This is a genomic window from Anoxybacillus dikiliensis, assembly GCF_050613275.1.
In the GTDB taxonomy this organism is placed as follows: domain Bacteria; phylum Bacillota; class Bacilli; order Bacillales; family Anoxybacillaceae; genus Anoxybacillus.
In genome coordinates, this window is sequence record NZ_CP187112.1 from 517,469 (window position 1) to 542,802 (window position 25,334).

Annotated in this window: 22 protein-coding genes; 11 read left to right on the top strand and 11 right to left on the bottom strand. The window is 43.8% G+C overall.

Annotated elements, in window-relative coordinates; translation table 11 throughout:
* Positions 1–77 precede the first annotated feature (77 nt).
* The gene (locus ACPF7I_RS02855) at positions 78–1,736 is read left to right on the top strand and encodes an IS1634 family transposase (protein WP_430744739.1); all 1,659 of its coding nucleotides are present in this window, start codon (positions 78–80) and stop codon (positions 1,734–1,736) included.
* A 65-nt stretch (positions 1,737–1,801) separates the two neighbouring features.
* Here ACPF7I_RS02855 and ACPF7I_RS02860 read toward each other — a convergent pair whose 3' ends face one another.
* Positions 1,802–2,326: a LuxR C-terminal-related transcriptional regulator gene (locus ACPF7I_RS02860; RefSeq protein ID WP_430744945.1), complete on the bottom strand. Its 525-nt coding sequence runs from the start codon at positions 2,324–2,326 to the stop codon at positions 1,802–1,804.
* A gap of 46 nt (positions 2,327–2,372) precedes the next feature.
* Positions 2,373–3,542: an HD domain-containing phosphohydrolase gene (locus ACPF7I_RS02865; RefSeq protein ID WP_431019145.1), complete on the bottom strand. Its 1,170-nt coding sequence runs from the start codon at positions 3,540–3,542 to the stop codon at positions 2,373–2,375.
* Between the two features lie 331 nt (positions 3,543–3,873).
* On the opposite strand from ACPF7I_RS02865, the gene ACPF7I_RS02870 reads away from it, so the two are divergent.
* On the top strand, positions 3,874–4,227 hold the full coding sequence (locus ACPF7I_RS02870; RefSeq protein WP_430745993.1) for a helix-turn-helix domain-containing protein: 354 nt from the start codon (positions 3,874–3,876) through the stop codon (positions 4,225–4,227).
* A gap of 33 nt (positions 4,228–4,260) precedes the next feature.
* Here the strand turns inward: ACPF7I_RS02870 and ACPF7I_RS02875 are convergent, their stop codons facing one another.
* Together ACPF7I_RS02875 and ACPF7I_RS02880 are read right to left on the bottom strand one after the other, a co-directional pair.
* Positions 4,261–6,378 carry a methyl-accepting chemotaxis protein gene (locus tag ACPF7I_RS02875; RefSeq protein WP_430744942.1) on the bottom strand — a complete coding sequence of 706 codons (2,118 nt, stop codon included), beginning with the start codon at positions 6,376–6,378 and terminating at the stop codon, positions 4,261–4,263.
* Between the two features lie 94 nt (positions 6,379–6,472).
* Positions 6,473–7,063 (bottom strand): SCO family protein, encoded by a 591-nt coding sequence (locus ACPF7I_RS02880; protein WP_430744940.1) that lies wholly within the window; start codon positions 7,061–7,063, stop codon positions 6,473–6,475.
* Positions 7,064–7,206: 143 nt separating this feature from the next.
* Here ACPF7I_RS02880 and ACPF7I_RS02885 point away from each other — a divergent pair, with 143 nt between their 5' ends.
* The 9 genes from ACPF7I_RS02885 (at position 7,207) to ACPF7I_RS02925 (ending at position 23,162) form a co-directional block, all read left to right on the top strand.
* Positions 7,207–8,454 carry a M48 family metallopeptidase gene (locus ACPF7I_RS02885; protein ID WP_430744938.1) on the top strand — a complete coding sequence of 416 codons (1,248 nt, stop codon included), beginning with the start codon at positions 7,207–7,209 and terminating at the stop codon, positions 8,452–8,454.
* Between the two features lie 209 nt (positions 8,455–8,663).
* Positions 8,664–9,950 carry an isocitrate lyase gene (aceA, locus tag ACPF7I_RS02890; protein ID WP_043963839.1) on the top strand — a complete coding sequence of 429 codons (1,287 nt, stop codon included), beginning with the start codon at positions 8,664–8,666 and terminating at the stop codon, positions 9,948–9,950.
* A 99-nt stretch (positions 9,951–10,049) separates the two neighbouring features.
* Entirely contained in the window at positions 10,050–10,568 is a 519-nt protein-coding gene (locus tag ACPF7I_RS02895) for a competence protein ComK (protein ID WP_430744936.1), read from the top strand.
* A gap of 65 nt (positions 10,569–10,633) precedes the next feature.
* The gene (locus ACPF7I_RS02900; RefSeq protein ID WP_430744934.1) at positions 10,634–11,236 is read left to right on the top strand and encodes a TVP38/TMEM64 family protein; all 603 of its coding nucleotides are present in this window, start codon (positions 10,634–10,636) and stop codon (positions 11,234–11,236) included.
* 15 nt (positions 11,237–11,251) lie between these two features.
* Positions 11,252–14,716, top strand: a complete 3,465-nt coding sequence (gene addB, locus ACPF7I_RS02905) for a helicase-exonuclease AddAB subunit AddB (protein WP_430744933.1) — start codon at positions 11,252–11,254, stop codon at positions 14,714–14,716.
* 4 nt (positions 14,717–14,720) lie between these two features.
* Positions 14,721–18,350, top strand: a complete 3,630-nt coding sequence (addA, locus tag ACPF7I_RS02910; RefSeq protein ID WP_430744931.1) for a helicase-exonuclease AddAB subunit AddA — start codon at positions 14,721–14,723, stop codon at positions 18,348–18,350.
* A 1-nt stretch (position 18,351) separates the two neighbouring features.
* Positions 18,352–19,515, top strand: a complete 1,164-nt coding sequence (locus ACPF7I_RS02915; RefSeq protein WP_430744929.1) for an exonuclease SbcCD subunit D — start codon at positions 18,352–18,354, stop codon at positions 19,513–19,515.
* A complete protein-coding gene (locus tag ACPF7I_RS02920) occupies positions 19,512–22,871 on the top strand; it encodes an AAA family ATPase (RefSeq protein WP_430744928.1) in 3,360 nt (1,119 codons plus the stop codon). Before ACPF7I_RS02915 ends, ACPF7I_RS02920 begins: the two co-directional genes overlap by 4 nt.
* Before the next feature lie 12 nt (positions 22,872–22,883).
* Positions 22,884–23,162, top strand: a complete 279-nt coding sequence (locus ACPF7I_RS02925; RefSeq protein ID WP_430744926.1) for an HNH endonuclease — start codon at positions 22,884–22,886, stop codon at positions 23,160–23,162.
* Here the strand turns inward: ACPF7I_RS02925 and ACPF7I_RS02930 are convergent.
* The 7 genes from ACPF7I_RS02930 to ACPF7I_RS02960 all read right to left on the bottom strand — a co-directional run bounded on the left by ACPF7I_RS02930 (position 23,159) and on the right by ACPF7I_RS02960 (position 25,275).
* Complete coding sequence (locus tag ACPF7I_RS02930; RefSeq protein WP_430744925.1) at positions 23,159–23,380, bottom strand: spore germination protein; 222 nt, start codon at positions 23,378–23,380, stop codon at positions 23,159–23,161. The genes ACPF7I_RS02925 and ACPF7I_RS02930 overlap by 4 nt on opposite strands.
* Positions 23,355–23,753, bottom strand: coding sequence for a spore germination protein GerPE (locus ACPF7I_RS02935; protein WP_430744924.1), 399 nt, complete (start codon positions 23,751–23,753; stop codon positions 23,355–23,357). Before ACPF7I_RS02935 ends, ACPF7I_RS02930 begins: the two co-directional genes overlap by 26 nt.
* Positions 23,750–23,947, bottom strand: coding sequence for a hypothetical protein (locus ACPF7I_RS02940; protein WP_009361960.1), 198 nt, complete (start codon positions 23,945–23,947; stop codon positions 23,750–23,752). Before ACPF7I_RS02940 ends, ACPF7I_RS02935 begins: the two co-directional genes overlap by 4 nt.
* Positions 23,944–24,528, bottom strand: coding sequence for a spore germination protein GerPC (locus ACPF7I_RS02945; protein ID WP_430744923.1), 585 nt, complete (start codon positions 24,526–24,528; stop codon positions 23,944–23,946). The genes ACPF7I_RS02940 and ACPF7I_RS02945 overlap by 4 nt, the downstream gene beginning before the upstream one ends.
* Positions 24,529–24,600: 72 nt before the next feature.
* Positions 24,601–24,813, bottom strand: a complete 213-nt coding sequence (locus tag ACPF7I_RS02950) for a spore germination protein GerPB (RefSeq protein WP_035064814.1) — start codon at positions 24,811–24,813, stop codon at positions 24,601–24,603.
* A 12-nt stretch (positions 24,814–24,825) separates the two neighbouring features.
* Positions 24,826–25,047, bottom strand: a complete 222-nt coding sequence (locus tag ACPF7I_RS02955) for a spore germination protein (RefSeq protein ID WP_009361957.1) — start codon at positions 25,045–25,047, stop codon at positions 24,826–24,828.
* A gap of 3 nt (positions 25,048–25,050) precedes the next feature.
* On the bottom strand, positions 25,051–25,275 hold the full coding sequence (locus tag ACPF7I_RS02960; protein WP_009361956.1) for a spore germination protein: 225 nt from the start codon (positions 25,273–25,275) through the stop codon (positions 25,051–25,053).
* Between the last annotated feature and the right edge of the window lie 59 nt (positions 25,276–25,334).

The window sequence follows — 25,334 nt, forward strand, 5'->3', positions numbered from 1 at the left end:
AAAAATCGGGAGGATTTTTTTATCTTCATGTCGAATGAATCTTTGAAACACAAGGAAAGCAAAGGAGTTTCTATATCATGAGCGTTCAAATCCGTGCCATTTATGAAAGTTCTTATTTGAATATAATAAGCACCATTTTCAAGGATCTTGGCCTCCCTCGGTTGATTGATCGTCTCGTTCCCGTGGACTCTCAATGCCAAACTCGAGCCAGCGACGTTGTCTGGCTGCTTACCTTGGATATCTTGAGCGGTCGGCAAGCACTCGTTCATTTGGAACGATGGGCGCATGACATCGATTTGCCTAAGCTGATCCGACCAGGGCTTTCCCCCTCTTGGTTCAACGACGATGCCATCGCGCGCCATCTCGATCGACTGTACGACGCCAATATCCACGCGGTTCTTTCCGCCTGTCTTGTGCAAATTTACAAGAAAGAAGGAATCCCTCTTCGGGTGTTCCATGCCGATACGACCGATGTATCGGTTTACGGTACGTATGAATCGGCCTCGCCGGATGCCTTGCAGATTACGCATGGCTACAACCGGCATCATCGTTGGCAAAAGCAGATCGGATTTGGGCTGATTGGCAACGAGGATGGCATCCCGTTTTATGGCGATGTACACGACGGCAACCTGCCGGATAAGACGTGGAATCCCGAGGTGTTGTCCCGTGTGCAGAAACAGCTGAAGCAGGCGAAGATCGAAGATGAATGGATTTATGTTGCCGATTCTGCCGCCATGACGAAAGACACACTGGCGCAAACGAAGGCCGCCAACGCCTTTTTGATCACAAGAGGCTCTTCTTCGCTCCGGATCGTCAAAACCGCGCTGGCTAAAGCTGATGCCCAAGACACGCCGTGGAGCGATTCGTTCTCCTTAGCGGAGAAAAACGGAGCCACCTACCGGGTGTGGGAAACGACATCGACGTACGAAGGTCATTCGGTCCGGTTGATCGTCGTTGAATCCAGCGCGCTCGACCAACGAAAAGGAAAGACGCTCGAAAAAGAGCGAAACCAAGAAGCAGAGCTTCTTCGGCAGAAACAAACCCAGTGGGAAAGCCGTCTGTTTTCGTGCCGGGAAGACGCCGAACAAGCCCTAGCGTCTCTAAAGGCGTCCCTTCGTCTCCGGTTCCATCGCGTCGAGGCGTCGGTCGAAGCGATCGTGCGTCCGAAAAAACGGCGCGGACGTCCGAAAAAAGGGGCGGAACCGGACATGGAAACGCTGTACGCCCTTCGCTTGAACGTGGAATTCGACCAAGATGCGTGGGAACAGGCGAGACGGAAAGCGTCCCGGTTTGTCCTTGTCACGACCGTTCCGGAGGAATGGAAAGGTCAACCGATGGATGCGAAAGAGATCTTGAAGTTGTATAAAGGCCAAATCTCGGTGGAAATGAACTTCTCTTTCTTGAAAGACCCGTTCTTTACGGATGAGATTTACGTAAAAAAACCGGAACGGGTCGCGGTATTGGGCTATTTGTTTCTGTTGGCCTTGGCGATTTACCGCGTCTTCCAGCGCCGGGTGCGTCAGTTCATCACCCCGGAACACCCATTAAAGGGCGCGGGAGGCCGGAAACTGACCCGACCGACCGGACAAGCGATTTTTCAATTGTTTTGGTATGTCAGAGTCGTCCTGTTGGAACTGCCGGATGGACGAATTCAACGCGCGTTAGGTCAACCGCTCACGTACGAGCAGCGAAGGATTCTGCAAGGATTAGGGATGGACGAGAGCATTTACGTCTAATGGGATAAAGAACGACCAACGATGGTAAAAAAAGGATACCATCGCTTTTGGTGTTGGTTTAAAAGTTATTCTAAAAAACTGAATAAAAAATCCTTTTGTTCCGCCCTACCAAGGTGCGAAATATGAGTTAAAACAAGTTCGTCTGCAATTTCTTGATTGCTGTATCCTTTTAGTAAAAGGAAAAATATTTGTCTTTCTCTCTCTGATAGTTGTTCAATTTCTTGGGCGAGTTGTTGCTCGCTATATTTTTTTTGAACGATAAGCGCAAGTATGTCAATTAAGCATTCGACGTACATATGATTGTTTGAATGGTATGGATGAGAAATAAGCAGACGGACAGAACTATGGTTTGTGTCTGTTTGAATAGGATAAACGATCCATGCCATTGAATCGTAATGTACTATAGTCGTTTCTGACATACTAAAAATATGTCGTTTAATCATAGATTCATTTTTATAAAAGAAATATTTTACATCTTCTGACGAGCAGTTCGAAAAAATGAATGAGTTGTTTACAACGAGCACAATCGGTCGATTGATTTGCTGCTCAAAACAAGAAATGGTCGTTTTAAATAAGTTTGTACAGTTCAATGAAGTTTCTCCTTTCTATAGGCAAGAAAAAAGCGACTCGAAGGATTTAGCTTCTTATCGCTATATTAACATATTTATTATTTTTTGTTAATAATAGGTTTATCACATTCACAACTTTGTCATCCCACTTTGTCCCACTTTCTTTTAATAGATTTTCCATCGCTTCCATTTTACTTTTACTTTTTCGGTACGGCCTAGATGAGGTCATCGCATCAAATGCATCTACAGCTGAGATGATTTTTGCTAGCAAAGGGATCTCATCTTGTTTCAAACGGTTCGGATATCCTGTTCCATCCACATGTTCTTTATGAAATCGAATGGCGTTTAGCAAATCTTCGTTGTCCGACTTTAACATCATTTTCGCTATAAAGTAGCTAATATTCGGATATTGTTGAATAAATGAAAATTCATCTTTAGATAAAGGTTCTTTTTTTAATAAAATATAGATAGGTATACCTATTTTTCCAATGTCGTGAAGAAGGGCAGCTTGATACAAGCTATGTAGCTGATGATCGTTAAGACCGAGATATTCACCAATTCTCAAACAATAATTTGCAACGCGGTGAGAATGTTCAGCAATGTACCGATATTCATCATTTTCCCGTCCAATTGTATGCAACAGCAAAAAAATTTGTTTTGTTCGGTCGTTATATGCATTGAACGTGTGAACGAGAGAGGAAAATTCGTCAATATAAACGTTCGGAATATAGTCGTCCGCGATTTTTTGCTGCAAAGAATCAATCGTGCGCGTGATATGCTTCGCTGTCACATAACTAACGAAAAAGTAAAACATTATCAAAGCGGTTAAAAAAAGAATGGAGGAGTACAAAAAAACATCGCTCAATTCGCTATTCGCTTGAATAAACGAGTGATACACGCTCAATATGTACATAAAAGAGATCGAAACGACGCCTACTCCATAATGAATTAGTTTTTTAACATGCGATAAATACAAAAAATCGGTTGCAAGCAAGGCGCTTCGATGTCCGTATGATAAAAAGTCATATACGTCATGCTGAATCACTTTATATAAAGTTTTAGTTGTTATATGAAAAAGAATCGCATGCCATATTCCGTACAGACAGCTTGCTGTAAGCAAGTGAGCGATTGGAATATGTATCCAAAACAAGACAAACAAAAACAACAAAAAACAATATGCAACGGCATGTATGACTCTTAAAGGAAGTTGTTTTAACGCACACATATATTTATACACGTCATGCTCATTTTTTTTCTTTTTATAGGACACGATTTTCCTAGTGTATTTTAAAAATACAGAAAGGAATGAAAGGCTAACGATGAGCCATGAGATGACGATGTAAAAAGTTTTAGAAACATTTGTGTATATTAAAAAGCACATGATCGACGTATAACAACATATGACCCACGCGCTGATGGTACGTTTTGCACGAGCATAAACGTCCATGAATCCACCGCCTTGTTATGATTACGTAAAACGAAGAAAGGTTTGTTTAATTACCATTATAGTTTCTTTTTAGGAACTTTTCAATGAGAAAATTCCAAAAAAGAAACAAAACATGAAGGGAATGGTGAATGTGAATGATATAAAAGCGATCATTAGTGAGAGAATTAAGCAACGTTTAAAACAACTCAATTTAAAGCAAAAAGATTTAGTAGAACAAACCGGTCAGTCTAAGAGCACGATTAATAAAATTGTTAATGGGACGGTAACCCCGCGTGTAGATTTGCTTATTCCGATTAGTAGAGTGCTAGATGTATCTATCGATTGGCTAGTTGCAAATGAAAAGGAAGTGGAACATAGAGGGAAAATGGAAGAGGAAATTATAAATATGTTGCGACAAGTGGATGAAAAGAAAAAAGTACATATTTATTTTCTAGTTTTGTATATTTTAGTATTGATAAATGATAAAAAAAAGTAGAAAAACGATGTTGATCGTCAAAAAGGAGTCCCGTTATTTTTGGGACTCCAAAGTGAAGCGCTGGATCAATTGTTGTAGTTGCTCCGCAATACGAGCGAGCTGTTTGGCGGATGCATCAAGCTGTTTAGAAATATTCGCTTGTTCATCGACTGAACGCGTCGCCTGAACGATTTCAGCTTGTACATCTTTAGCCGTTTCAACAATGTTTTCAAGCGAAGCGGTCACTTGTTCCACGCCAGCTGACATTTGTTCTGTTGCCGCTGATATTTCTTGAATTTCTTCCGATACGACATCTGTTTTTTGGACAATTCGTTCGAAAGCTTGCGCAGTGTTCGTAATGATCGCGCTGCCTTCTTTTATATCTTCCGCTCCTTGTGTTGTGACTTCTGACACTTCCTTCACTTGGTGTTGGACATGCCCGATGAGTTCGCTTACTTGTTTCGCTGCTTCATCTGCTTGTTCAGCTAACTTTCGTACTTCTTCAGCAACAACTGCAAAGCCTTTTCCTGCTTCTCCAGCACGTGCTGCTTCAATCGCTGCATTTAATGCGAGCAAATTCGTTTGCGATGAAATCGCGCTAATTGCTGCAACAATATGACCAATTTGTTCAGAATACGATGTTAAATGTTCGACTTGCTTAGCGATCATTGTAAAAGACTGCTGGATTTGATTCATTTGTTGTACCGTTTGTTCAAGCTGTTCTTTCCCTTGTTGCGCTTCTTCGGACATCTCTTTTGCTGAGTCTGCCACTTCGGAGGTCGATTCAGCTAATTTTTGAACGCCTATCGCCATCTCCTCCATTGCTTTCATACTTTCAAGCATCGCTTCCGTTTGAGAAGTTGTCCGCTCCGTAATTTCGTTCATGACCTCATGAATATACGCGCTCGTGTCGCTATTTTGCTTCGCGTTTTCGGTAACGTGGGCCGCTTCTGTTGTCAACTGCATACTTTCTGCTGATAACGTGCGAATTTGTTCTCTTAGTTGTTCCACCATCTTTTTTATTGCTTTCGTTAACGTTCCAATTTCATCGTTATTTTTTAAAATATCGACGTGAACGTTCAATTTTCCTTCTGCTACTTGCTGGGCGACAAGCGCTGTTTTGCGGACAGGGAGCAAAATGCGTCGAAGCGTTACTGTCATAAAGACAATAAGCAATAAGACGGCAACAATGACGCCGACTGCTCCTTCTATCGCCAACGTTTTTATTTGGCTAAACAACGTATTAGAAGGAACGGATAAAACGATAGCCCATGTTTTTTCAAACTGTGCAAGATGAACGGGAGCAATCCCTCGAAACACTTCTTGTTTTATAAGATTAGAATATACTGTATCTGAAAAAGATTCCCCATTGGCGATGCGCTTCAATATCGTTTTTTGTTCGTCCATTGTAATTGTTTGTCCGGTAAACTTTTCCCCTAAGCCGCTTGCAATGATCGTTCCGTTGCCATCAATAAAATTAAAATACCCCCCAAGCGGTTTTTGTTCACGAATGAGTTGTTGCAAAAACGAGACATCAAAATCAACCCCAACGATGCCTAAAAATTCGTTCGTTTTCGGATCGATCAGCGGCAAGATGAGCGACGTAAGCAGCACGTCTTTTCCGTTGATTGCGTACGTGTAAGGCTCAAGAAGCAAAGGTTTTTTTGTCTCCTTCGGCACTAAGTAATAATCGCCATCCCCTGCTTTGTCGTAGTCACGGCTTGCTTCTACAATAATTTTTCCATCGCTTCGAACGACGTACGGCACGAATCGACCTGTCTCATCATGTCCATCTTTATTGACGTATTCCTCATCTTTCTGATCAAGGGCGTTTGGCTCCCATAACGTATAAATGCCGAGCAATTCGTTATTGCGTTTGAGTAAGTCGTGCATATGTTCTAGCACTTGCTCGCGCGTCAATTGATGGCTTTTAGCAAACAACATATATTGTCCGAAATCATTGGCAACAGCTTCCGCGTGCCGAAACATTCCTTCAATTTTGTTGGCGTATGATTTCGTTTCAGCTACTGCATATTTTTCTGTTAGTTGTTTTTCTACTGATAAGGTTTGATACAATAAAAGGGAAACAATACTAATGGTAACTACTGCTACAATCGATGAAAGTAAAAAGGCTGTCCTAAAAATTAAGCTACGGTCTTTCCATTTTTTCATGTATGTTCTCTCCTCTCCTCGCCTCGCATAGTTCTATCGTCCTACCTTTATCATATTAATGTATTCCATAGTGGTCAGACAAGAGAAAAAGAGGCTATTTCGCCTCCTTTACAATTTCTTTATACACTTTCTCTCTATCAAACCCTTTTTCGCCCATGCCGAATGTGGCGATGACGCGGTTGTTTTCGTCTAAAAAGTAGGTGAGTGTCGTATGGATCAGCATGCCGTTTCCCGGATCGCGGTATAAGAAGTCGAAAGCGTCGGCCACTTTTTTCGTATCTTCTTCGCTACCTCTCAAAAAAATCCATCCTTCGTTATCGCTTTCCACGCCGAACATGTTCGCATACGTTTGCATCACTTGTTGTGTGTCGCGTGTTGGATCAATGGTGATCGTAATAAATTCAACTTTGTCTTTAAACAAACCGTCTTTTTCCAACCGTTCTTTTAACTGTTTCATTTGAAATGACGTGCTTGGACAAACGTCTGGACAGTTTGTGTACACGAACTCTAATAGGCGCACTTTCGGTTCCATGTTACGAAATGAATACGGTTTTCCCCATGCCGTTTCCATTGTTACGTCTTTTGGAAACTCCATTTGATCTTGGCGGTAGTAAGAAAAATAAAATATACCAATGCCAATACAAATCGCAAGTAAGCTAAAAAAGCCGATGTATAGTTTTTTCAACGTATATCCCTCCCACTTTCATCATACATAATCAACGTGCCAATGAAGAGAACGGGACGTGACAATTATTTGAATTTTTTCGTTGTTCTAAATGGCGAATGAGAAACTAAACTAGTAGTAACGATGGACAAGGGGGAAGGAAAATGAGAAAAATTGCTTTTTGGACGTTGTTTTTGTATGCGATATATGCGCTGTTTTTCGCATTTTACTTATTTCAATGGACAGACTCATCCATTCCAGCACAATACAAAGGAACGAGCGCAGATCCGGCAACGTTTTTAACGAAAAAAGAGCTGATGCTCGCCGAACAGTTTTCCGAAGTAAAAAACTTTTTATTCTTTTTATCTATTCCGTATGAATGGGTCATTTATATATTTGTGCTGCTGTTTGGCTTATCGGCACGATTTCAACAATGGGCGGAAGCGACGACGAAACGACGGTTTATGCAAACGGCCATTTACGTATTTTGGCTATCGCTTCTTGTACAAGTCGTCACGTTTCCGCTTAGCTATATAAGCTATTACGTGGCGAAAATGTATCACATTTCTACACAAACGTTTTCAAGTTGGATGCGTGATGAGATCATTGATTTTTGGGTAAATTACGCCATCATGGTTGTCATCGTTTACGTGTTATATATGCTTATGAAAAAATTTGAAAAACGATGGTGGGTGTACGCATGGCTTTGTTCAATTCCGTTTACGCTTTTTTTAACGTTTATTCAACCTGTGTTTATCGATCCGCTTTATAACGATTTTTATCCTTTAAAAAACAAACAGTTAGAAGCAAAAATTTTAGCGTTAGCAGAAAAGGCTAACATCCCTGCGGAACATGTATTTGAAGTAAATATGTCGGAAAAAACGAACGCGCTAAACGCATATGTGACAGGTATCGGAGGCAACTCACGTATCGTGTTGTGGGATACGACGCTTGAACGGTTAAGTGAAGATGAAATTTTATTTATTATGGCGCATGAAATGGCTCACTACGTCATGAAACATATTTACTGGGGGATAGGACTATATATTGCCGTTGCATTGATCGGGCTGTTTTTAACGGATCGATGGATGAAACGAACGATCGAGCGGTTTGGCACACTTTTCCGAATAAAAAAATGGAACGACCTTTCTTCTTTACCGGTTTTTTTACTTCTTATTTCGCTATTAAGTTTTGCAGTGAGCCCTGCGATGAATGCGATTTCCCGCTATGAAGAACATGCGGCAGACAAATATGCGATTGAGTTGACGAAAAATAAAGAAGCGGCGATCTCGACGTTTCAAGAACTGACGCGATCAAGTTTAAGTCAAGTGCATCCTCCGTATGTCGTCAAACTATTTCGTTACAGCCATCCAACGATTTTAGAACGAATTATTTTTTTAGAACAGCAGTAAACATATTTTTTTGAAAAAAATTCATAAAAATACTTTCTTTTCTGAAAATTGTGTTATATAATAAAGACGTCAAAAAGAAAATGTGTATTATAACAAAAGGGGTGAAACAAATCACAGCTCGTACATAGAGAAAAGAGCATCACAATGATTTGGGGGTCTTTTGTACGGAAACAGAGGGGTTACAATAAAAAATTAAGGGGGAGAAGGAAATGGCAACATTCGAAGAACGTGTGAAACAATTAGAAGAAAGTTGGCAATTAGATGAACGGTGGAAAGGAATTACGCGCCCATATAGCGCAGCAGATGTCATTAAATTGCGCGGTTCGCTTGACATCGAGTATACGTTAGCTCGTCGTGGGGCAGAAAAACTCTGGCACTTATTAAATACGGAAGACTACGTTCATGCGCTCGGAGCATTAACAGGAAACCAAGCGGTACAACAAGCGAAAGCTGGCTTAAAAGCCATTTATTTAAGCGGTTGGCAAGTCGCAGCGGATGCGAACTTAGCTGGGCATATGTATCCAGACCAAAGCTTATATCCAGCAAATAGCGTACCGCATGTTGTAAAACGCATTAACCAAGCGCTTCAACGCGCCGATCAAATTCAATATGTCGAAGGAAAAGAGGATATCGATTATTTCTTGCCGATCGTTGCCGATGCGGAAGCAGGGTTTGGCGGTCAGTTGAACGTGTTTGAATTAATGAAAGCGATGATTGAAGCAGGAGCAGCGGGCGTACATTTTGAAGATCAATTGTCTTCTGAGAAAAAGTGCGGCCATTTAGGCGGAAAAGTGTTGCTTCCGACGCAAACAGCGATCCGCAACTTAATTGCGGCGCGGCTTGCGGCAGACGTCATGGGTGTGCCGACAGTATTAATTGCGCGCACAGATGCAAACGCGGCGGATTTAATTACAAGCGACATCGATCCGCGCGACCAAGAGTTTATTACAGGGGAGCGGACGCCAGAAGGGTTTTTCCGTACGCGTGCCGGCTTAGACCAAGCGATTGCGCGCGGATTGGCGTATGCACCGTATGCTGATTTAATTTGGTGCGAAACGAGCGAACCGAACTTAGAAGAAGCGCGCCGTTTTGCGGAAGCAATTCATGAAAAGTTCCCAGGCAAATTGCTTGCGTACAACTGCTCGCCTTCATTTAACTGGAAGAAAAAGTTGGATGACGAAACGATCGCCAACTTCCAAGTGGAACTCGGAAAAATGGGCTACAAATTCCAGTTCGTTACATTGGCAGGCTTCCACGCCCTCAACTACAGCATGTTTATGTTAGCACACGGCTATCGTGATCGCGGCATGGCTGCTTACTCTGAACTGCAACAAGCAGAGTTTGAGGCGGAAAAATACGGTTACACTGCAACACGCCATCAACGCGAAGTCGGAACAGGCTACTTTGATGAAGTATCGCTTGTCATTACAGGCGGTCAAGCATCAACTGTCGCCTTAAAAGGATCAACAGAAGAAGAACAATTTACAAATGCGTAAAATGACATCCCCTCGAAAAAGCGAGGGGATTTTTTTAATTATTTATGGTATAATATTGTCATAATATTGTCGAAATGTGTATATAAGGGAGGGAGCACGATGCTCATCGTTGAGCATCTACATATTACACGTTATACGATGGCGCTTTTTCCGTTCTTTTATAACGAACACATATGGACGAAAGCATTTGAAGAAGATGGAGAAATCGTCGTAAAAAAAAGTCCGATCGAAATTATGGAACAAAGCTGTTTATATTACGGAGCAAGTTTAAAAGGAAGAAGGGAAGGAACGAAACATACGATCGGCACTTCGCATAAAGCACCCATTGCAGTCGAACCAGCGAACGAAATTTTCTTTTTTCCAACGATTTCCCCGAACGATCCTCAATGTATATGGCTTTCGCATTTGCATATCCGTCATCATGAACATATTCAACTAGGAAAAACACGCGTCATTTTTTCAAACGGGACGAGCGTAGAAATATGTATTTCCCATCATTCATTTGTGAACCAGTTACATCGCACAGCTCAGTTGCGGACAAAGATGAGCGAACGAATTGAAGCGCGCGAACGGAAAATGATGTATTTGTTATATTTGCGGGAAAAGGAATTGTCCTAGTAGTTTTCTCTTTTCCTCTAAACTTGTACAATATAAACATGAGCACGTGGCAAAGGGGTTACTGTATGAGTTTAGAGGAATTAAAACAATGGTTTACGATCAAACATATGCTTGACATGTTAGCGGAATATCGTTCATTTGGCGTTATTCCGGGCATCGTCCTGCCGATGGCAGAGGCGTTTTTACCGTTTTTGCCGCTTTTCGTTTTTGTCATGGCAAATGCAGCGGCATTCGGTCTTTGGAAAGGATTTCTTATTTCATGGATTGGAACGAGCGCAGGCTCACTTCTCGTCTTTTTTCTCGTTCGAAAAATTGGAAGACAACGGTTTTTCTCTTTTTTACATCGCCATCCGACCATTCGCCGCATGATGCATTGGATTGAGCGTCGCGGCTTTGGACCACTCTTTTTGCTGCTTTGTTTCCCATTTACACCATCTGCCGCAGTGAATGTCGTAGCAGGATTATCAGGCATTGCGATGCAGCAATATATGCTTGCTGTGTTGCTCGGAAAAATGGTGATGGTGTTTACAATTAGTTTTATCGGCTATGATGTGGTGGCGCTCGTCCGTCAGCCGCTGCGCACCGTTTTCGTCGCTGTTGCTATTTTTCTTCTTTGGTACATTGGAAAAAAAGTTGAACAACGCCTTGCGTTGCACGATGGAAAATAAGAAAGGATGAACGATATGTCTGTACGCTTTATGATCGGGCGGTCGGGAAGCGGAAAAACGACGATGTGTTTAACGGAAATGATCGAACAACTTGCCCATGAACCCGATGGCGATCCGATTATTTATCTCGTTCCCGAACAAATGACGTTTCAATCGGAATATGCTCTCATGAACACAAATGTCAAAGGAATGATTCGCGCACAAGTGTTTAGTTTTACGCGCCTTGCTTGGCGTGTCTTGCAAGAGACTGGCGGCATGAGCCGCCATCATTTAACGCAAACAGGCGTACATATGTTGCTAAGGAAAATTGTTGAACAACAAAAAGAACAGTTAAAGCTGTTTCGAAAAGCAGCCGACAAACGCGGTTTTATTGAACAACTGGAACAAATGTTGACGGAATATAAACGATATTGTGTGACGCCAGCAGCATTAAAACAAACGGAAGAAGAGCTGCGTCGTCATGCGACCGCAAACGAAATGGTACTTGCTGATAAATTAAAAGATACAGCGCTCATTTTTGAGCAATTTGAACAACAGATGGCGCATCATTATGTCGATTCAGAAGATTATTTGCGCTTGCTTGCGGAAAAAATTCGCCATTCTTCCTATATGAAACGTGCGCGCATTTACATGGACGGCTTTTATGAATTTACGCCGCAAGAATATATGGTGATTGAACAGCTGTTTATTCACTGCCCACATGTGACGGTTGCCCTTACGTTAGACGCTCCGTATGAACAACTACCAAACGATTTGCACGTATTTCGCAGCACGTGGCGAACGTATGCCCAACTGCGCGAAATAGCGCTGCAAAATGGAGTGGCGATTGAAAAAGTAGAGCAACTTTATGAAAACGTTCGCCACAAACATGAAGAACTTCGCCATCTCGAAGCACATTACGATGATCGTCCTGTACGTGTATGGCCAAAACAAACGGAAGCGATTGTCATTGGAGAAGCGACCACTCGGCGAGCAGAAATGGAAGGCATTGCTCGTGAAATCATTCGGCTCGTGCGAGATGAAGGATATCGCTATCGTGACATCGCTTTGCTCATTCGCAACGTTTCAGACTATCGCGACGTGTTAAAAACGGTATTTGCAGATTATCGCATTCCGTATTTTATTGATGAAAAAGAACCGATGCTTGATCATCCGTTCGTTGAATGTTTACGTGCAAGCATCGAAGCAGTACGGACGAACTTTCGCTACGAAGCGGTATTTCGTGCTGTGAAAACCGATTTGTTTTTTTCGCTTGATCAACCGATACATGAGATGCGCATGGCAATGGACCAGCTTGAAAACTACGTGCTTTCTTCCGGCATACAAGGAGACAAGTGGGCAGAACATTGGACGTATCGCAAGTATAAAGGGCTTGAAGGGATCCATGCGCCACAAACAGATGAAGAAAAACGATATGAACAACAATTAAATGAATGGCGCAAGCTTGTTATTTCTCCGTTGTTGTTTTTACAAAAACGGTTAAAACAAGCAAAGACAGGGCGTGAACGATGCGAAGCGCTATATGCATACGCGGAACAACTTCATATTCCACAAAAGCTACAACGATGGCGCGATGAAGCGGAAGAGAGAGGAGATTTGTCTGCTATTCGTCATCATGAGCAAGTATGGCAAGCGTTTATTCATTTGCTTGACGAATATGTGGAAATATTAGGAGATGAATCTCTTTCGCTCGAAACGTTTTTCACCATTATTGAAACGGGATTAGAAAGTTTGCAGTTTTCTCTCGTGCCACCGGCAACCGACCAAGTATTAATTGCTCATTTTGATCGTTCCCGCCTTTCAAACATTCGCTGTACGTTTCTTGTCGGGGTGAACGAAGGCATTATTCCGATGCGCAAAAACGATGATGGGATGCTGTCGGAAGCGGATCGCGAATTGTTGCATCATTATTCTGTACGCGTTGCTCCAGCGAGCCGCGATCGATTGCTTGATGAGCCGTTTTTGCTTTATTTAGCGCTCGTTAGCCCGTCTGAACGTTTATATGTTACGTATGCGCTAGCTGACGAACAAGAAAAAACGTTGTTGCCATCGATGTTTATCAAACGGTTAACAGATATGTTCCCGCATGTGAAAAAAAAGCAATGGGGAGCCGATCCGTTTTTCCTTCCGCCTCAAGAACAATTGTCATATATGACAAACGATATCGCCACGCTCGGCCCACTCGTGCAGCAACTTGAAGCGTGGAAGCGACAATACGCCATCGCTCCGATGTGGTGGGATGTATACAACGCCTACGTGCAACATGAGCAATGGAAAGAACGAATCGCGGTCGTTGTGCGGGCGTTATTTTACGAAAATCGCGCGAAACAGTTACGTAAACAGTTGGCGAAAGAGTTATATGGAAAGAAAGTGAAAGCGAGCATTTCGCGTATGGAGACGTTTAACCGTTGTCCGTTCGCTCATTTTGCTGGGCACGGGTTAAAGTTAAAAGAGCGAACGGTCTTTCAATTGAAGGCGCCAGATATGGGGCAGCTGTTTCATGAAGCGTTAAAAGTGATCGCCAATCGCTTGCGGGAAGAACGGCTACCGTGGAGTGAATTATCAAAGCAACAATGCGAACAGTTGTCATATGAAGCAGTCGAGCAAATTGCCCCATACATTCAACAAGAAGTGTTGTTAAGCACGCACCGTTATCGATATATGAAGAAAAAGTTACAGACGATTATGGCAAAAGCGACGACTGTATTAAGCGAACATGCGAAAAGAAGCGGATTTGTACCGATTGGCGTTGAATTAGGGTTCGGTGAAGGGGGAGTGCTTCCGCCGCTTTCGTTTACGCTATCAGATGGAACAGTATTGCAGTTTGTCGGGCGCATTGACCGCGTCGATCAAGCAACGAGCGAACAAGGCGTACTTCTTCGTATTATTGACTATAAATCGAAACAAAAGACGCTCGATTTAACGGAAGTGTATTACGGTTTAGCGTTACAAATGTTAGCGTATTTAGATGTCGTGCTTGAGTATGCGGAAAAGCTCGTTGGCACATCGGCGTTTCCAGCAGGGGTGTTGTACTTTCCGATTCATAACCCGACGATGAAACTGAATGAATGGGTTGAAGAACACGAGCTAGAGAAAAAGTTTTTAGAACAGTTTAAAATGGGGGGCTACGTATTAGCGGATGAACAAACGGTACGGCTGATGGATGAACAAGTAGAGCCGGGAACAAGCTCTTTCGTTATTCCTGTTCGTTTCAATAAAAATGGAACGTTTGCGCAACATTCAAAAGTGCTAACAGAACAACAATTTACGATGTTAAGGCAACATGTGCGCCGTCTGATCGTCGACGTAGGTGAACAAATGATGGACGGTGTGACGCATATTGCACCGTACAAACAAAAAAATAAAACAGCTTGTCAATATTGTGAGTTTCGCGATGTGTGCCAATTTGATGAAGGGGTCGATGCGGAACAATATCGCGTGTTCACACCGAAAAATATAGACGAATGGTTAAAGGGGTGATCGTATGATTCCGCCAAAACCACGAGAAAGTCAATGGACGGATGAACAATGGAAAGCGATTTATGCAACAGGCCAGCATACGCTCGTTGCCGCCGCCGCAGGTTCAGGAAAAACAGCGGTGCTTGTCGAGCGGATCATTCAAAAAATATTGAATAAAGAGCGGCCGATCGATGTCGATCGGTTGCTTGTTGTGACGTTTACGAATGCAGCAGCAGCAGAAATGCGCCAGCGTATCGGGGAAGCGTTAGAGAAAGCGCTTGAAAACGAACCGCACTCGCTTCATTTGCGCAGGCAACTCAGTCTTTTGCAAAAAGCGTCCATTTCCACGATTCATTCGTTTTGTTTAGATGTCATTCGCAAATATTATTACATCATCGGCATGGATCCGGTGTTTCGCATTGCGGATGAAGGGGAGATGGCGCTATTAAAAGAAGAAGTGTTAGAAACGTTATTTGAACAATATTATGCGGAAAACGATGAAGCATTTTTAGCTGTTGTTGACAAATATACGAGTGATCGGACAGATGCGGATTTACAGACGCTTATTTTACGTCTATATGAATTTTCCCGTTCGCATCCAAACCCGAACGAATGGCTGCAACAAATCGTTCATATGTACGATGTCGAAGAAGGGGGACGCATCGACGATTTACCGTATGCCCACTACCTTTTTCAAGCGGTTGATTTGGCGCTGGAGGCGGCGGAACAACGATTGGCGCAAGCGTTGCAAAAAACGAAAGAGCCAGGTGGGCCGGATTATTTGTATGAGACGCTTGTTAGCGACCAACAAGCCATCGCAAAGCTCAAAGAGGCGCGCGCTGAATCGTGGCAAAAGCTACACGACACGATGAAAAACGTATCGTTTGCGACGGCAAAAAGAAAGCCGAAAGACGGGGCATATGACGAGCAATTGATTGATGAGGTAAAAAAGCTGCGCGATCAAGTGAAAAAAGAAATAAGCAGCGTAACAGAAGAACTGTTCTCGTTTCAACCGGCGACATATGTGCGCCATTTGCGCGAGATGAAGCCAATTGTTGCTACGATTATACAAATGGTGAAACGGTTTGCCGATCTATTGCAAGCGAAAAAAGATGAAAAAGGGATCGTTGACTTTTCAGACTTAGAACATTATTGTTTACACATTTTACGCGATCGCTTTGCAGAACATGAGTTAAAGCCGTCGGAAGCGGCCCTTTATTATCGAGCGCAATTTGTCGAAGTGCTCGTCGACGAATACCAAGATACAAATATGGTGCAAGAGTCTATTTTACGGCTCGTATGTCACGACGATGAAGCGACAGGCAATTTGTTTATGGTCGGCGATGTGAAGCAATCGATTTACGGTTTTCGTCTTGCAGAACCGTCGCTTTTTTTACAAAAATATGATCGGTTTACGAAAGATGGGAAATATGGATTGCGCATTGATTTAGCGAAAAACTTTCGCAGCCGAAAAGAAATATTAGATGGAACGAACTTTATTTTCCGACAACTTATGACGGAAACGGTCGGGGACATGCGCTATGACGATGATGCCGCTCTTCGTTTTGGCGCGGGCGATTATCCGAATAAACAAGTGCCTGTCGAATGTGTGTGGATTAATGAAGCAAAAGAAGAAAGCGATGAAGAAGAACAAGAAGATGTGACAGCCGTTCAGCTTGAAGCGAGATGGATCGCGAAAAAAATCAAACAACTGCTTGCCGAGCCGTTTTTCGTTTACGACCGTCGCCTAAAAGGAGAACGGCGTCTCATGTATCGCGACATCGTCATTTTATGTCGCTCGATGTCGTCTGCTTCAGCGATGTTAGAAGAATTTCGGAAGCAAAACGTTCCTGTATATGCCGAGTTGTCGACAGGTTACTTTTCAGCGACTGAAGTGTCAATGATGTTATCGCTTTTAAAAGTGATTGACAATCCATATCAAGACATTCCGCTTGCTGCGGTGCTTCGCTCGCCAATTGTTGGATTGGACGAAAATGAGTTGGCGCGCATTCGCTTGGCGAAAAAAGACGGGGCATTTTATGAAGCGTTGCTTGCTTTTGCGGCGCAGCCACAAGACGATGAGCTTTATGAAAAAGTCAAACGTTGGATCTCGTATTTATCGGAGTGGCGTACGGCGGCAAGGCAAAAATCGCTTCCTGATTTCATTTGGCAATTGTACCGTGATACAAACTTTTACGACTACGTCGGCGGAATGCCTGGGGGCAAACAGCGGCAGGCGAATTTGCGCGCGTTGTATGACCGCGCGAAACAATATGAAAAAACGTCGTTTCGCGGCATTTTTCGCTTTTTGCGTTTTATTGAACGGCTAAAAGAGCGCGAAGATGATTTTGGAGCGGCACGTTCGCTCACAGAACAAGAAGATGTTGTGCGCATGATGACGATTCATAAAAGTAAAGGGCTTGAATTCCCGGTCGTCTTTTTAGCAGGTGCCGCAAAACGATTTCATACGAAAGATTTGCGCGGCGACTACATATTAGATAAAGATTTCGGATTAGGGATGCGCTTTGTTCATCCGACGTGGCGCGCAAGCTATCCGACGATCGCGCAGCTAGCGATCAAGAAAAAAATGAAACTGCAAATGCTTGCGGAAGAAATGCGCATTTTATATGTCGCGCTGACGCGTGCAAAAGAAAAGTTATATATCGTGTCGACGGTAAAGGATATCGAAGCGGAAAAGAAAAAATGGCAAGAAGTCACTTATACATCCACGTGGGAACTTCCTGCGTATGTCATTGAAAAGGCAAAAAGCTATGCCGATTGGCTCGGTTATGCCCTCATCCGTCATCCACAAAGCATTTGTTCGTCGAAAACGGTGCTTCACGACACATCGCTATGGGAGATGCACGTTGTGTCAGCGCATGCGCTTGAGCAAGAAGATGAGCAAGCGAATGAGCATCGTGACATCGTTGAAGCGATTCGACAACTGCAACCTGTTGGGATCAAAAGCGAATATGAAGAAGAAGTCAAGCGCCGTCTTTTTTGGACGTATACGTACGGGAGCGCAACGATGTTAAGGGCGAAACAAAGCGTATCAGAGCTAAAGCGGCAACGCGACATATACGGTGGACATGCCGAACAGCCGTTTCGAAAAGAGATCGTTGAACGGCCGCGCTTTTTGCAAACGAAAACGATGACGCCAGCGGAACGAGGGACGATCATGCATCTCGTTATGCAACAGATGGATGTGACAAAAGAAGTAACTGTTCATGCGGTGCAAGAACAAGTCGCGCGCATGGTGAACGGGGAATGGTTGACGGAAGAACAAGCAAAAGCAATCGATGTAGAAAGTATTGTCGCCTTTTTTAAGACCCCAATCGGCAAGCGAATGCAACGTGCGAAGCGGCTTGAACGGGAAGTGCCGTTTTATTTGGCGCACGAGATGGAGGGGGAAACGGTGATCGTTCAAGGAGTCATTGACTGTGTATTTGAAGATGAATACGGGCTTGTTTTAATTGATTATAAAACAGATCGCGTATCGTGGATGAATGACCCGCAAGAGCAATTAAAGCGGAGATATAAAGGACAATTAGCTTTATATCGTGAAGCAATTGAAGCGATTTGGAAAAAGAAAGTAACCGAAACGTACGTGTACGCTTTTGATGGGGCGCTACTTGTAGAGATGGGGGGGGATTAATTTGCGTATTTTGCATACGGCTGATTGGCATTTAGGGAAAACGCTTGAAGGGCGAAGTCGCTTGCCAGAGCAAGAAGCGGTGATCGATGAAATAGTGGAAATCGTACAAAAAGAAAACATCGATGTCGTATTGATTGCTGGCGATGCGTTTGATACAGTCAATCCGTCTGCCGATGCGGAAAAGCTTTTTTATGAATCGCTTTCGCGTCTGAGCGATCACGGAAAACGTCATGTTATTGTCATTGCGGGAAACCACGATCATCCGGGTCGTTTAAGTGCGGCCGCTCCGATTGCGGCGCAACATGCGATTACGTTGTTAGGATTTCCGACGGATGTTGTGCAGCGCTTGTACGTTCCATCAACTGATGAAACATTAATCGTTGCTGCGCTTCCGTATCCGTCAGAGTCGCGCTTGAACGAATTGCTTTCCGACGAATGCGATGAAACGTTGTTGCGCGCACGATATGATGAGCGCATTCGCGCCATTTTTGCAAAAATGAACGAATCGTTTCGAGATGATGCCGTCAATATTGCGATGAGCCATTTATATGTCGCTGGAGGGGCGACGTGCGATTCCGAGCGCCCGATTGAGCTCGGTGGCGCGTATACGGTGTCGCCAGCAAGCTTCCCTCAGCGCACGCAATATGTCGCACTCGGTCATTTGCACCGTCCGCAAGATGTGAAACATGCGGTGATGCCGGCGCGCTATTCCGGCTCACCGCTCGCTTACAGTTTTTCTGAAGCAGGATACAGCAAGTCGGTGACGATCGTTGACGTGCAGCCGCGCTCTGCTCCTGCCATTTCAGAATGTTGGCTTTCCAAAGGGCGTCCGCTTGTCAAATGGAAAGCGACAGAAGGGTTAGCGCAAGTGTATCGTTGGATTGAGGAAGGGCGCGATCGCGGGGCGTGGATTGATTTAGAAATTGATGTCGAGCAATCGTTAACGTTAGAAGAAACACATCGGTTGCGTAAATTGTATGACGGATTTGTTCATATTCGCCCGAATTACTTAAAGAAGGACGAGGTCGTGCGTGAAGTGCGCACCGATGTTCCGATTGAAACGTTGTTTACGCGTTTTTATGAACGGCAAACAGGCGGAGGAAAGCCGGCTGAAGAGCTCGTTCAACTATTTTTGCAGCTCGTTGCTGAGGAGGATGAACGATGAAGCCGATTCGTTTAACGATTGCAGGGTTGCATAGTTTTCGTCAGAAGGAAACGATTGATTTCGAACGGCTATGCGAAGGGGGATTGTTTGGCATTTTCGGTCCGACAGGAAGCGGAAAGTCGTCGATTTTAGATGCGATGACGCTCGCGTTATACGGAAATGTCGAACGCGCGGCGAACCAGACGAACGGAATTATGAACCATGCGGAAAATGAACTGTTCGTTTCGTTTACATTTGAACTACAACATGCCGAAGGAGTAAAGCGATATACCGTTGAACGTTCGTTTAAGCGCGCGGATGCGCTGCGCATTCGTTCCGTCGTCAGCCGCTTCATCGAAGAAGGAAACGAGCGCGTCGTCATCGCAGATAAGACGCGTCTTGTTGATGAACAAGTAAAACAGCTTCTCGGTTTAGAAATGAAAGACTTTACGAGGGCTGTTGTTTTGCCGCAAGGAAAGTTTGCTGAATTTTTGTCGTTAAAAGGATCGGAGCGCCGTCAAATGTTGCAGCGGTTGTTTCATCTTGAACGATATGGCGACGAATTAAATAAAAAACTAAAAAATAAGTTGGCAGACGCGTCCGCGAAGTTAGAAGCGATCAAAGGGGAGCAAGCAGGGCTTGGCGACGCGTCAAAAGAGCAAGTAGAAAAGCAAAAATGGGCGTTGGCAGAACGAAAGTCGGCGCTTGAGGAAGCACAACGCGCATTGCGCGACATGCATGAACGATATGAAAAAGAAAAACAATTATGGCAATGGCAATGTGAAAAAGAAAAAGTAGAACAACAGCTGAATGAATGGAGAAAGCAAGAAGAACGAATGAAAGAGCTTGAGCAGACGTATGAACGAAGCAAAGAAGCTGAACGTCTTGCTCCGTATATTGAACAAGTAGAACGAAGCGAAAAAGAGGTTGCGCATTGGCAACAAAAAACTAGTGAACTAGCTATCCAATTACACGAAGTGCGTACGATGTATGAACAAGTAAGTAAACAATATGAACAATGTCGTGCGAAAAAGAACGTAGAAGAACCGAAATCGTTGCAAAAACAAGAGCAGCTGAAACAAGCGCTACAAACGTTGGCGCTTATGCGGGCGGTTGAACAACAACAAGCAAAGCTGCGCGCGAATTTGCAAGAGATAGAGCAAAAAGAACAAGAAGCGCGTCTTCACGTTGACATATGCACGAAAGAATATACAATATGGAGTGCAAAACAAGCCGAATTAAAAAAACAATGGGAAGAGAAAAAAGTCGATGTGCATGTGAAAGAGCGTTTGGAACAAGCGGATGAAAAAAAGAAGCACATTCAATTGCAGCTGCAAGCGCTTGAAGAAATCGAAAAGGAAAAAGAAGAAAAACAGAAAACATATGAAGCGATGAAACAAACGTATGAACGAGAAATGAAACAAATGAAACAACTTGAAGCGCGTCTAGCTGAAGAGTTTCGTCATGTAGAACGGTTGTATCATCGCGTCTGTGAGCGGGAAAAGCAAGCGACGGTGCTCGTCTATCAATGGAAAGAAGAAAAAAAGCAAGTGGAAGCGGCACGTCTACATGATTTAGCAGCGACGTTAGCTGAACGCTTGCGCGATGGGGAAGCTTGTCCAGTTTGTGGTTCGACGCATCATCCAAATCGGGCAAAAAGACAACAAGTGATGCTCGATGAACAAGCGCTCGAGCGGATCGACCGCTCCATTCAAATCGGAGAACAGCTCGTTGCGGCGATACAGCAAATAAAAATGCAAGTCGAACAGTTGTCTGAAATGATGGCACGACAGCCTTTGCCACAACGTGTCGATGCCGAAAAAGTGAAACGAGAAGTGGAAGAAGCACCGCTTTCTTCTTTAAAAGAAATCGAAATGGAAGGGAAGGCGTTGCAACAAGATTATATCGCATGCCGCGATCGGATGTATCGCTATATCGAAAAATGGAACGAGCAAAAACAAAAAGAGCAACAATATGCATATCAAATGGAAACGGTTCGTCAACAAATCGCTGAATTAGAGAAAAAATGTGCAGAGCGACGCACGCGCATCGAACAAGAAAAAAAGATGTGGCATGAGACGTATCGAGATGTATCGTTTGAACAAGTCGATGACATCGTTCGCAACCTTCGCAAGCGCGAACAGGAAGCCCAGCAGTTGCAACAGCGCATTGAAAAAAGCGTGACCGTACTAGATGATAAACGAGCGGAATTAGAGCGATGGAAAGAAACGTATCAAGAGGTCATGAAACAAAAAACAGAATGGACGACCGAATGGAATATGCAACAGCAACAATACGAACAATATAAACAAACGTTGCCAGAAGGAATAGATGAGGAGTCTGCAAAACAACAGCTCATTCGGATAGAGGAAACGTTGCAACGTGTCAAGCGGGAAGAAGAAGAGGCGTATGCCCGATGGATGTCATTACAACAACAATTGCACACGTTGCAAGCGAACAAACAAGCCGCAGATGTCGCTTTACAAGAAGGAGAGAAGCGAAAACAAGAAGCGGAACGAATGTTGGCGGAACAATTCAAAAAAAGTACTTTGAAAACGGTAGATGATGTGGTTGTGTCCCGCTTAGATGAACAAATGAAACAACAAATCGCTCATGACATTCAACAATATAAAGATATACTCATGAAGTTGCAAAATGAATGGCAGCGATTAAATGGGGCGATGGATGGCGTCGTCATGACGAAACAACAATGGGAAGAAACGATGGGCGCGTACGAACAAGCGAAGCAACAAGTGGACGAACATATGCGGCAACTCGGTTCACTTGAAGCGATTGTCGCTGATTTAGAGGCGAAACATGCGCGCTTTGAACGATTGCAACAAGAAAGAATGAAACTAGAAAAACTCGTCGGTCAGTACGAGGAGTTACAAAAAGTGTTGCGTGGAAATAGCTTCGTTGAATTTATCGCGGAAGAACAGCTCGTTCATGTGACGCGCTATGCATCGGAACGACTTGGGGAATTAACGAGACAGCGTTATGCGATTGAGCTGGATTCCGAAGGTGGTTTTGTCATTCGTGACGATGCAAACGGCGGTGTACGCCGTCCGGTGACGACATTATCAGGAGGCGAAACGTTTTTAACATCTTTATCGTTAGCGTTGGCGTTATCGGCGCAAATTCAGCTGCGCGGGGAATATCCACTACAATTTTTCTTCTTAGATGAAGGATTCGGCACGCTTGATCAAGAGTTGTTAGATGTCGTCATGACCGCATTAGAACGATTGCGAGCGGAGCATATGGTGATCGGGGTCATTAGCCACGTTCAAGAGTTGCATGCGCGCATGCCGAAACGGCTCATTGTGAAACCAGCAGAACCGTCTGGAAAAGGAACGACAGTCCAACTTGAAGTGATGTAAAGGAGACGGGCGATGAAAGGAACATGTGAACTTTGCGGGAGGGACGATGTTGTGTTAACCGCTCATCATTTAACGCCAAGAGAGTATGGCGGAACAGAAACGGCAAAACTATGCCTTCCTTGCCATAAGCAAATTCACGCGTTATATACGAATGAGGAATTAGCGAGTCGGCTATATACGATCGAGCGGTTACAACATGACGAGAACATTGCGTCATTTATTCGGTGGATTCGAAAACAACCAGCCGATCGGTTGCCGAAAATAAAAAAGGCAAATCGGAAAAAGCGTTAAGCATTGCCGGCAACGTTTTGATCGAGTACGTCCGAATCGAGCGTATTTGTTAAGCTAATGCCGTTGTTGGCGATAATAAAATTACCGGTGTTAAACGCCCCAGAACCGGCGAACGTTTTAGATGTGACTTTTGGTGACACATATAACGTATCCCCTACTTGCATGACGGCGCCGCTAGCGACAAGGTTAATTTTAATTGGACCGACGAGAGCGGGCATGTTGTTCTCTCCTTTCTGTCAGCTGACGAATATGTTTGACTCGTGATTCCGCTTCTACATTTTTCGTGGAACCGACATGCACGACAGATGTAGAAGAAACCCCGATGATGCGAATGGAATGAACAGCGATGAGCGGACAATCGTGCAACGTATAACGACAAACGTGCTCATAATCAACAGGTGGAAGCGGAATCGGTTTTGTAAAGATCGGAAAGGCGAGCGGAAATTCGTTGCTGTCGACATATTCAAATTGTCTTTGAACGGCAAGTGCCCGCCCGGAAAGACGAATGTGTTGGCTGTCTCCAATTTGCACGACGGAGCTAAAGACGACCGCGTTTGCTCTTAGTAAATGAACGACGGAAAGGCGGCTCATCGCTTTTCCTCATTTTTTTTATTGTTTTGTTTTTGTGGAAACGGACCGATAATTAACGATTCTGGCGGTGTGTCGAATGCGGAAGCGAGTTGAATCGTTTCGCTATCGCCAATTAAAACGAGCGAGGCGCTCGCCACTCCCCCGATGGCGATATGACCAACCGATAAATGATGATTCACAACTGTCATATTCATTCGTTCGTCTCCTCTCGTGGCAAATGTTTTAAAAATGTCTCGATCGAATGTTCAATATCTCGTTTTAAATAAGCGATAATGTTTTGTTGTAACTGTTCGTTTTCTGTTTCGCTTTCCCCATACTGTCTTAAATAAAAATGAATGCGATCATCAATTTGCCGAGCAATATCTTGCAATATAAATTGGCGATATGTTGGGTCAAGCGACCGTCCATACATTTGTTCGACGCGCGCGATGATTTGTTCCCCTTCTTCTTGTAAATATGAATGAACGGCCGTTTGAATGTTGCGAAAGAGCGGTGTTGGTTGTGGAATGATCGTTGTGCTCTTTGGAACGGCAAAGTCTTCAATTGTATCTTCGTTGAACGTTGCGGGATTTAGACCGATATTCAACGTTCCTTCTAACGTTTCCACTTTTAGTTGATCAAAATGATATTCAATTTTTTCAATCGTTGTGCGCGGCTTTTTTTTTAACTGTTCATATTGTTGTTGTAAGTCATGTATCGCTTGTTCAAGCGATTGCATTTTTTGTTGTTGCCATTTTAAATATGCTTCGAGCTGTTTAAAATAATCGTGCCACATGCGTGCTGCCTCCTTCTTTTTCGGCTCTTTTATTTTCTAGTCTATGGCTAAGCCAAAAGAAGTAGCACTGTTTTATACAGGCGATTGAAGCGGGACGAACGGTCCTTCTTCCCCTTGAATATTGATTTTTGCTTCCGGAGCGGGTTCGGTAAATTGTCCCGTATTGCTTAATGTGGCGAGCGGTTGTACCTTTCCGGTCGTTCCGATTTGAAGGACAGATGAGTTCGTGAGCGAGCCGATTTTTAATTGATGAATGGAAATCGTTTGTTGAATATAAAAGTTCATTCTTCCACCCCGCTAGGCGTTTCCTGTAATATTGCTATCGGCAATATCACGGTCGTTCGTATTCGTGTTGCTATATTGGTTATAAATGTGCAAGCCGTCTCCTGTATTAAATGAACCAGCGCCAGCAAACGTTTTCGCTACGCTGTATGGAGAGATCGCAAATACATCGCCGATATGAAACACGCCGCCGCTTCCGATGCTGTTAATTTGGACTGCTCCAACAATGGCAGGCATCGGCTATCCCTTGCTTTTTACGTTGCCATCGGCGATATCTGGATCGATTGTATTTGTAAAGCTGATGAACGTGTTCGTTTGTAAAAAGTCTCCTGTATTTCCGCCACCAGCGCCCGCGAGCGATTTAGATGAACTTTTTGGCGCAATTTGCAACGTATCGCCGAAATTGACGGTCGCGTCGCTACTGACGTTCGTAATTTTAATCGGACCTGCAATATAGGAAGGCATGGCCATCGTCCTTTCCTTCATTTTTTCCCTTATCCAATCATATGAAAACAACGAAAGAA

What these genes read in the sequence shown, in the direction of transcription:
- ACPF7I_RS02855 (WP_430744739.1), top strand. Translation starts at nt 78, where the DNA reads ATGAGCGTTCAAATCCGTGCCATTTATGAAAGTTCTTATTTGAATATA.
- ACPF7I_RS02870 (WP_430745993.1), top strand. Translation starts at nt 3,874, where the DNA reads ATGGTGAATGTGAATGATATAAAAGCGATCATTAGTGAGAGAATTAAG.
- ACPF7I_RS02875 (WP_430744942.1), bottom strand. Translation starts at nt 6,378, where the DNA reads ATGAAAAAATGGAAAGACCGTAGCTTAATTTTTAGGACAGCCTTTTTA.
- ACPF7I_RS02885 (WP_430744938.1), top strand. Translation starts at nt 7,207, where the DNA reads ATGAGAAAAATTGCTTTTTGGACGTTGTTTTTGTATGCGATATATGCG.
- aceA (WP_043963839.1), top strand. Translation starts at nt 8,664, where the DNA reads ATGGCAACATTCGAAGAACGTGTGAAACAATTAGAAGAAAGTTGGCAA.
- ACPF7I_RS02895 (WP_430744936.1), top strand. Translation starts at nt 10,050, where the DNA reads ATGCTCATCGTTGAGCATCTACATATTACACGTTATACGATGGCGCTT.
- ACPF7I_RS02900 (WP_430744934.1), top strand. Translation starts at nt 10,634, where the DNA reads ATGAGTTTAGAGGAATTAAAACAATGGTTTACGATCAAACATATGCTT.
- addB (WP_430744933.1), top strand. Translation starts at nt 11,252, where the DNA reads ATGTCTGTACGCTTTATGATCGGGCGGTCGGGAAGCGGAAAAACGACG.
- addA (WP_430744931.1), top strand. Translation starts at nt 14,721, where the DNA reads ATGATTCCGCCAAAACCACGAGAAAGTCAATGGACGGATGAACAATGG.
- ACPF7I_RS02920 (WP_430744928.1), top strand. Translation starts at nt 19,512, where the DNA reads ATGAAGCCGATTCGTTTAACGATTGCAGGGTTGCATAGTTTTCGTCAG.
- ACPF7I_RS02925 (WP_430744926.1), top strand. Translation starts at nt 22,884, where the DNA reads ATGAAAGGAACATGTGAACTTTGCGGGAGGGACGATGTTGTGTTAACC.
- ACPF7I_RS02930 (WP_430744925.1), bottom strand. Translation starts at nt 23,380, where the DNA reads ATGCCCGCTCTCGTCGGTCCAATTAAAATTAACCTTGTCGCTAGCGGC.
- ACPF7I_RS02935 (WP_430744924.1), bottom strand. Translation starts at nt 23,753, where the DNA reads ATGAGCCGCCTTTCCGTCGTTCATTTACTAAGAGCAAACGCGGTCGTC.
- ACPF7I_RS02940 (WP_009361960.1), bottom strand. Translation starts at nt 23,947, where the DNA reads ATGAATATGACAGTTGTGAATCATCATTTATCGGTTGGTCATATCGCC.
- ACPF7I_RS02945 (WP_430744923.1), bottom strand. Translation starts at nt 24,528, where the DNA reads ATGTGGCACGATTATTTTAAACAGCTCGAAGCATATTTAAAATGGCAA.
- ACPF7I_RS02950 (WP_035064814.1), bottom strand. Translation starts at nt 24,813, where the DNA reads ATGAACTTTTATATTCAACAAACGATTTCCATTCATCAATTAAAAATC.
- ACPF7I_RS02955 (WP_009361957.1), bottom strand. Translation starts at nt 25,047, where the DNA reads ATGCCTGCCATTGTTGGAGCAGTCCAAATTAACAGCATCGGAAGCGGC.
- ACPF7I_RS02960 (WP_009361956.1), bottom strand. Translation starts at nt 25,275, where the DNA reads ATGCCTTCCTATATTGCAGGTCCGATTAAAATTACGAACGTCAGTAGC.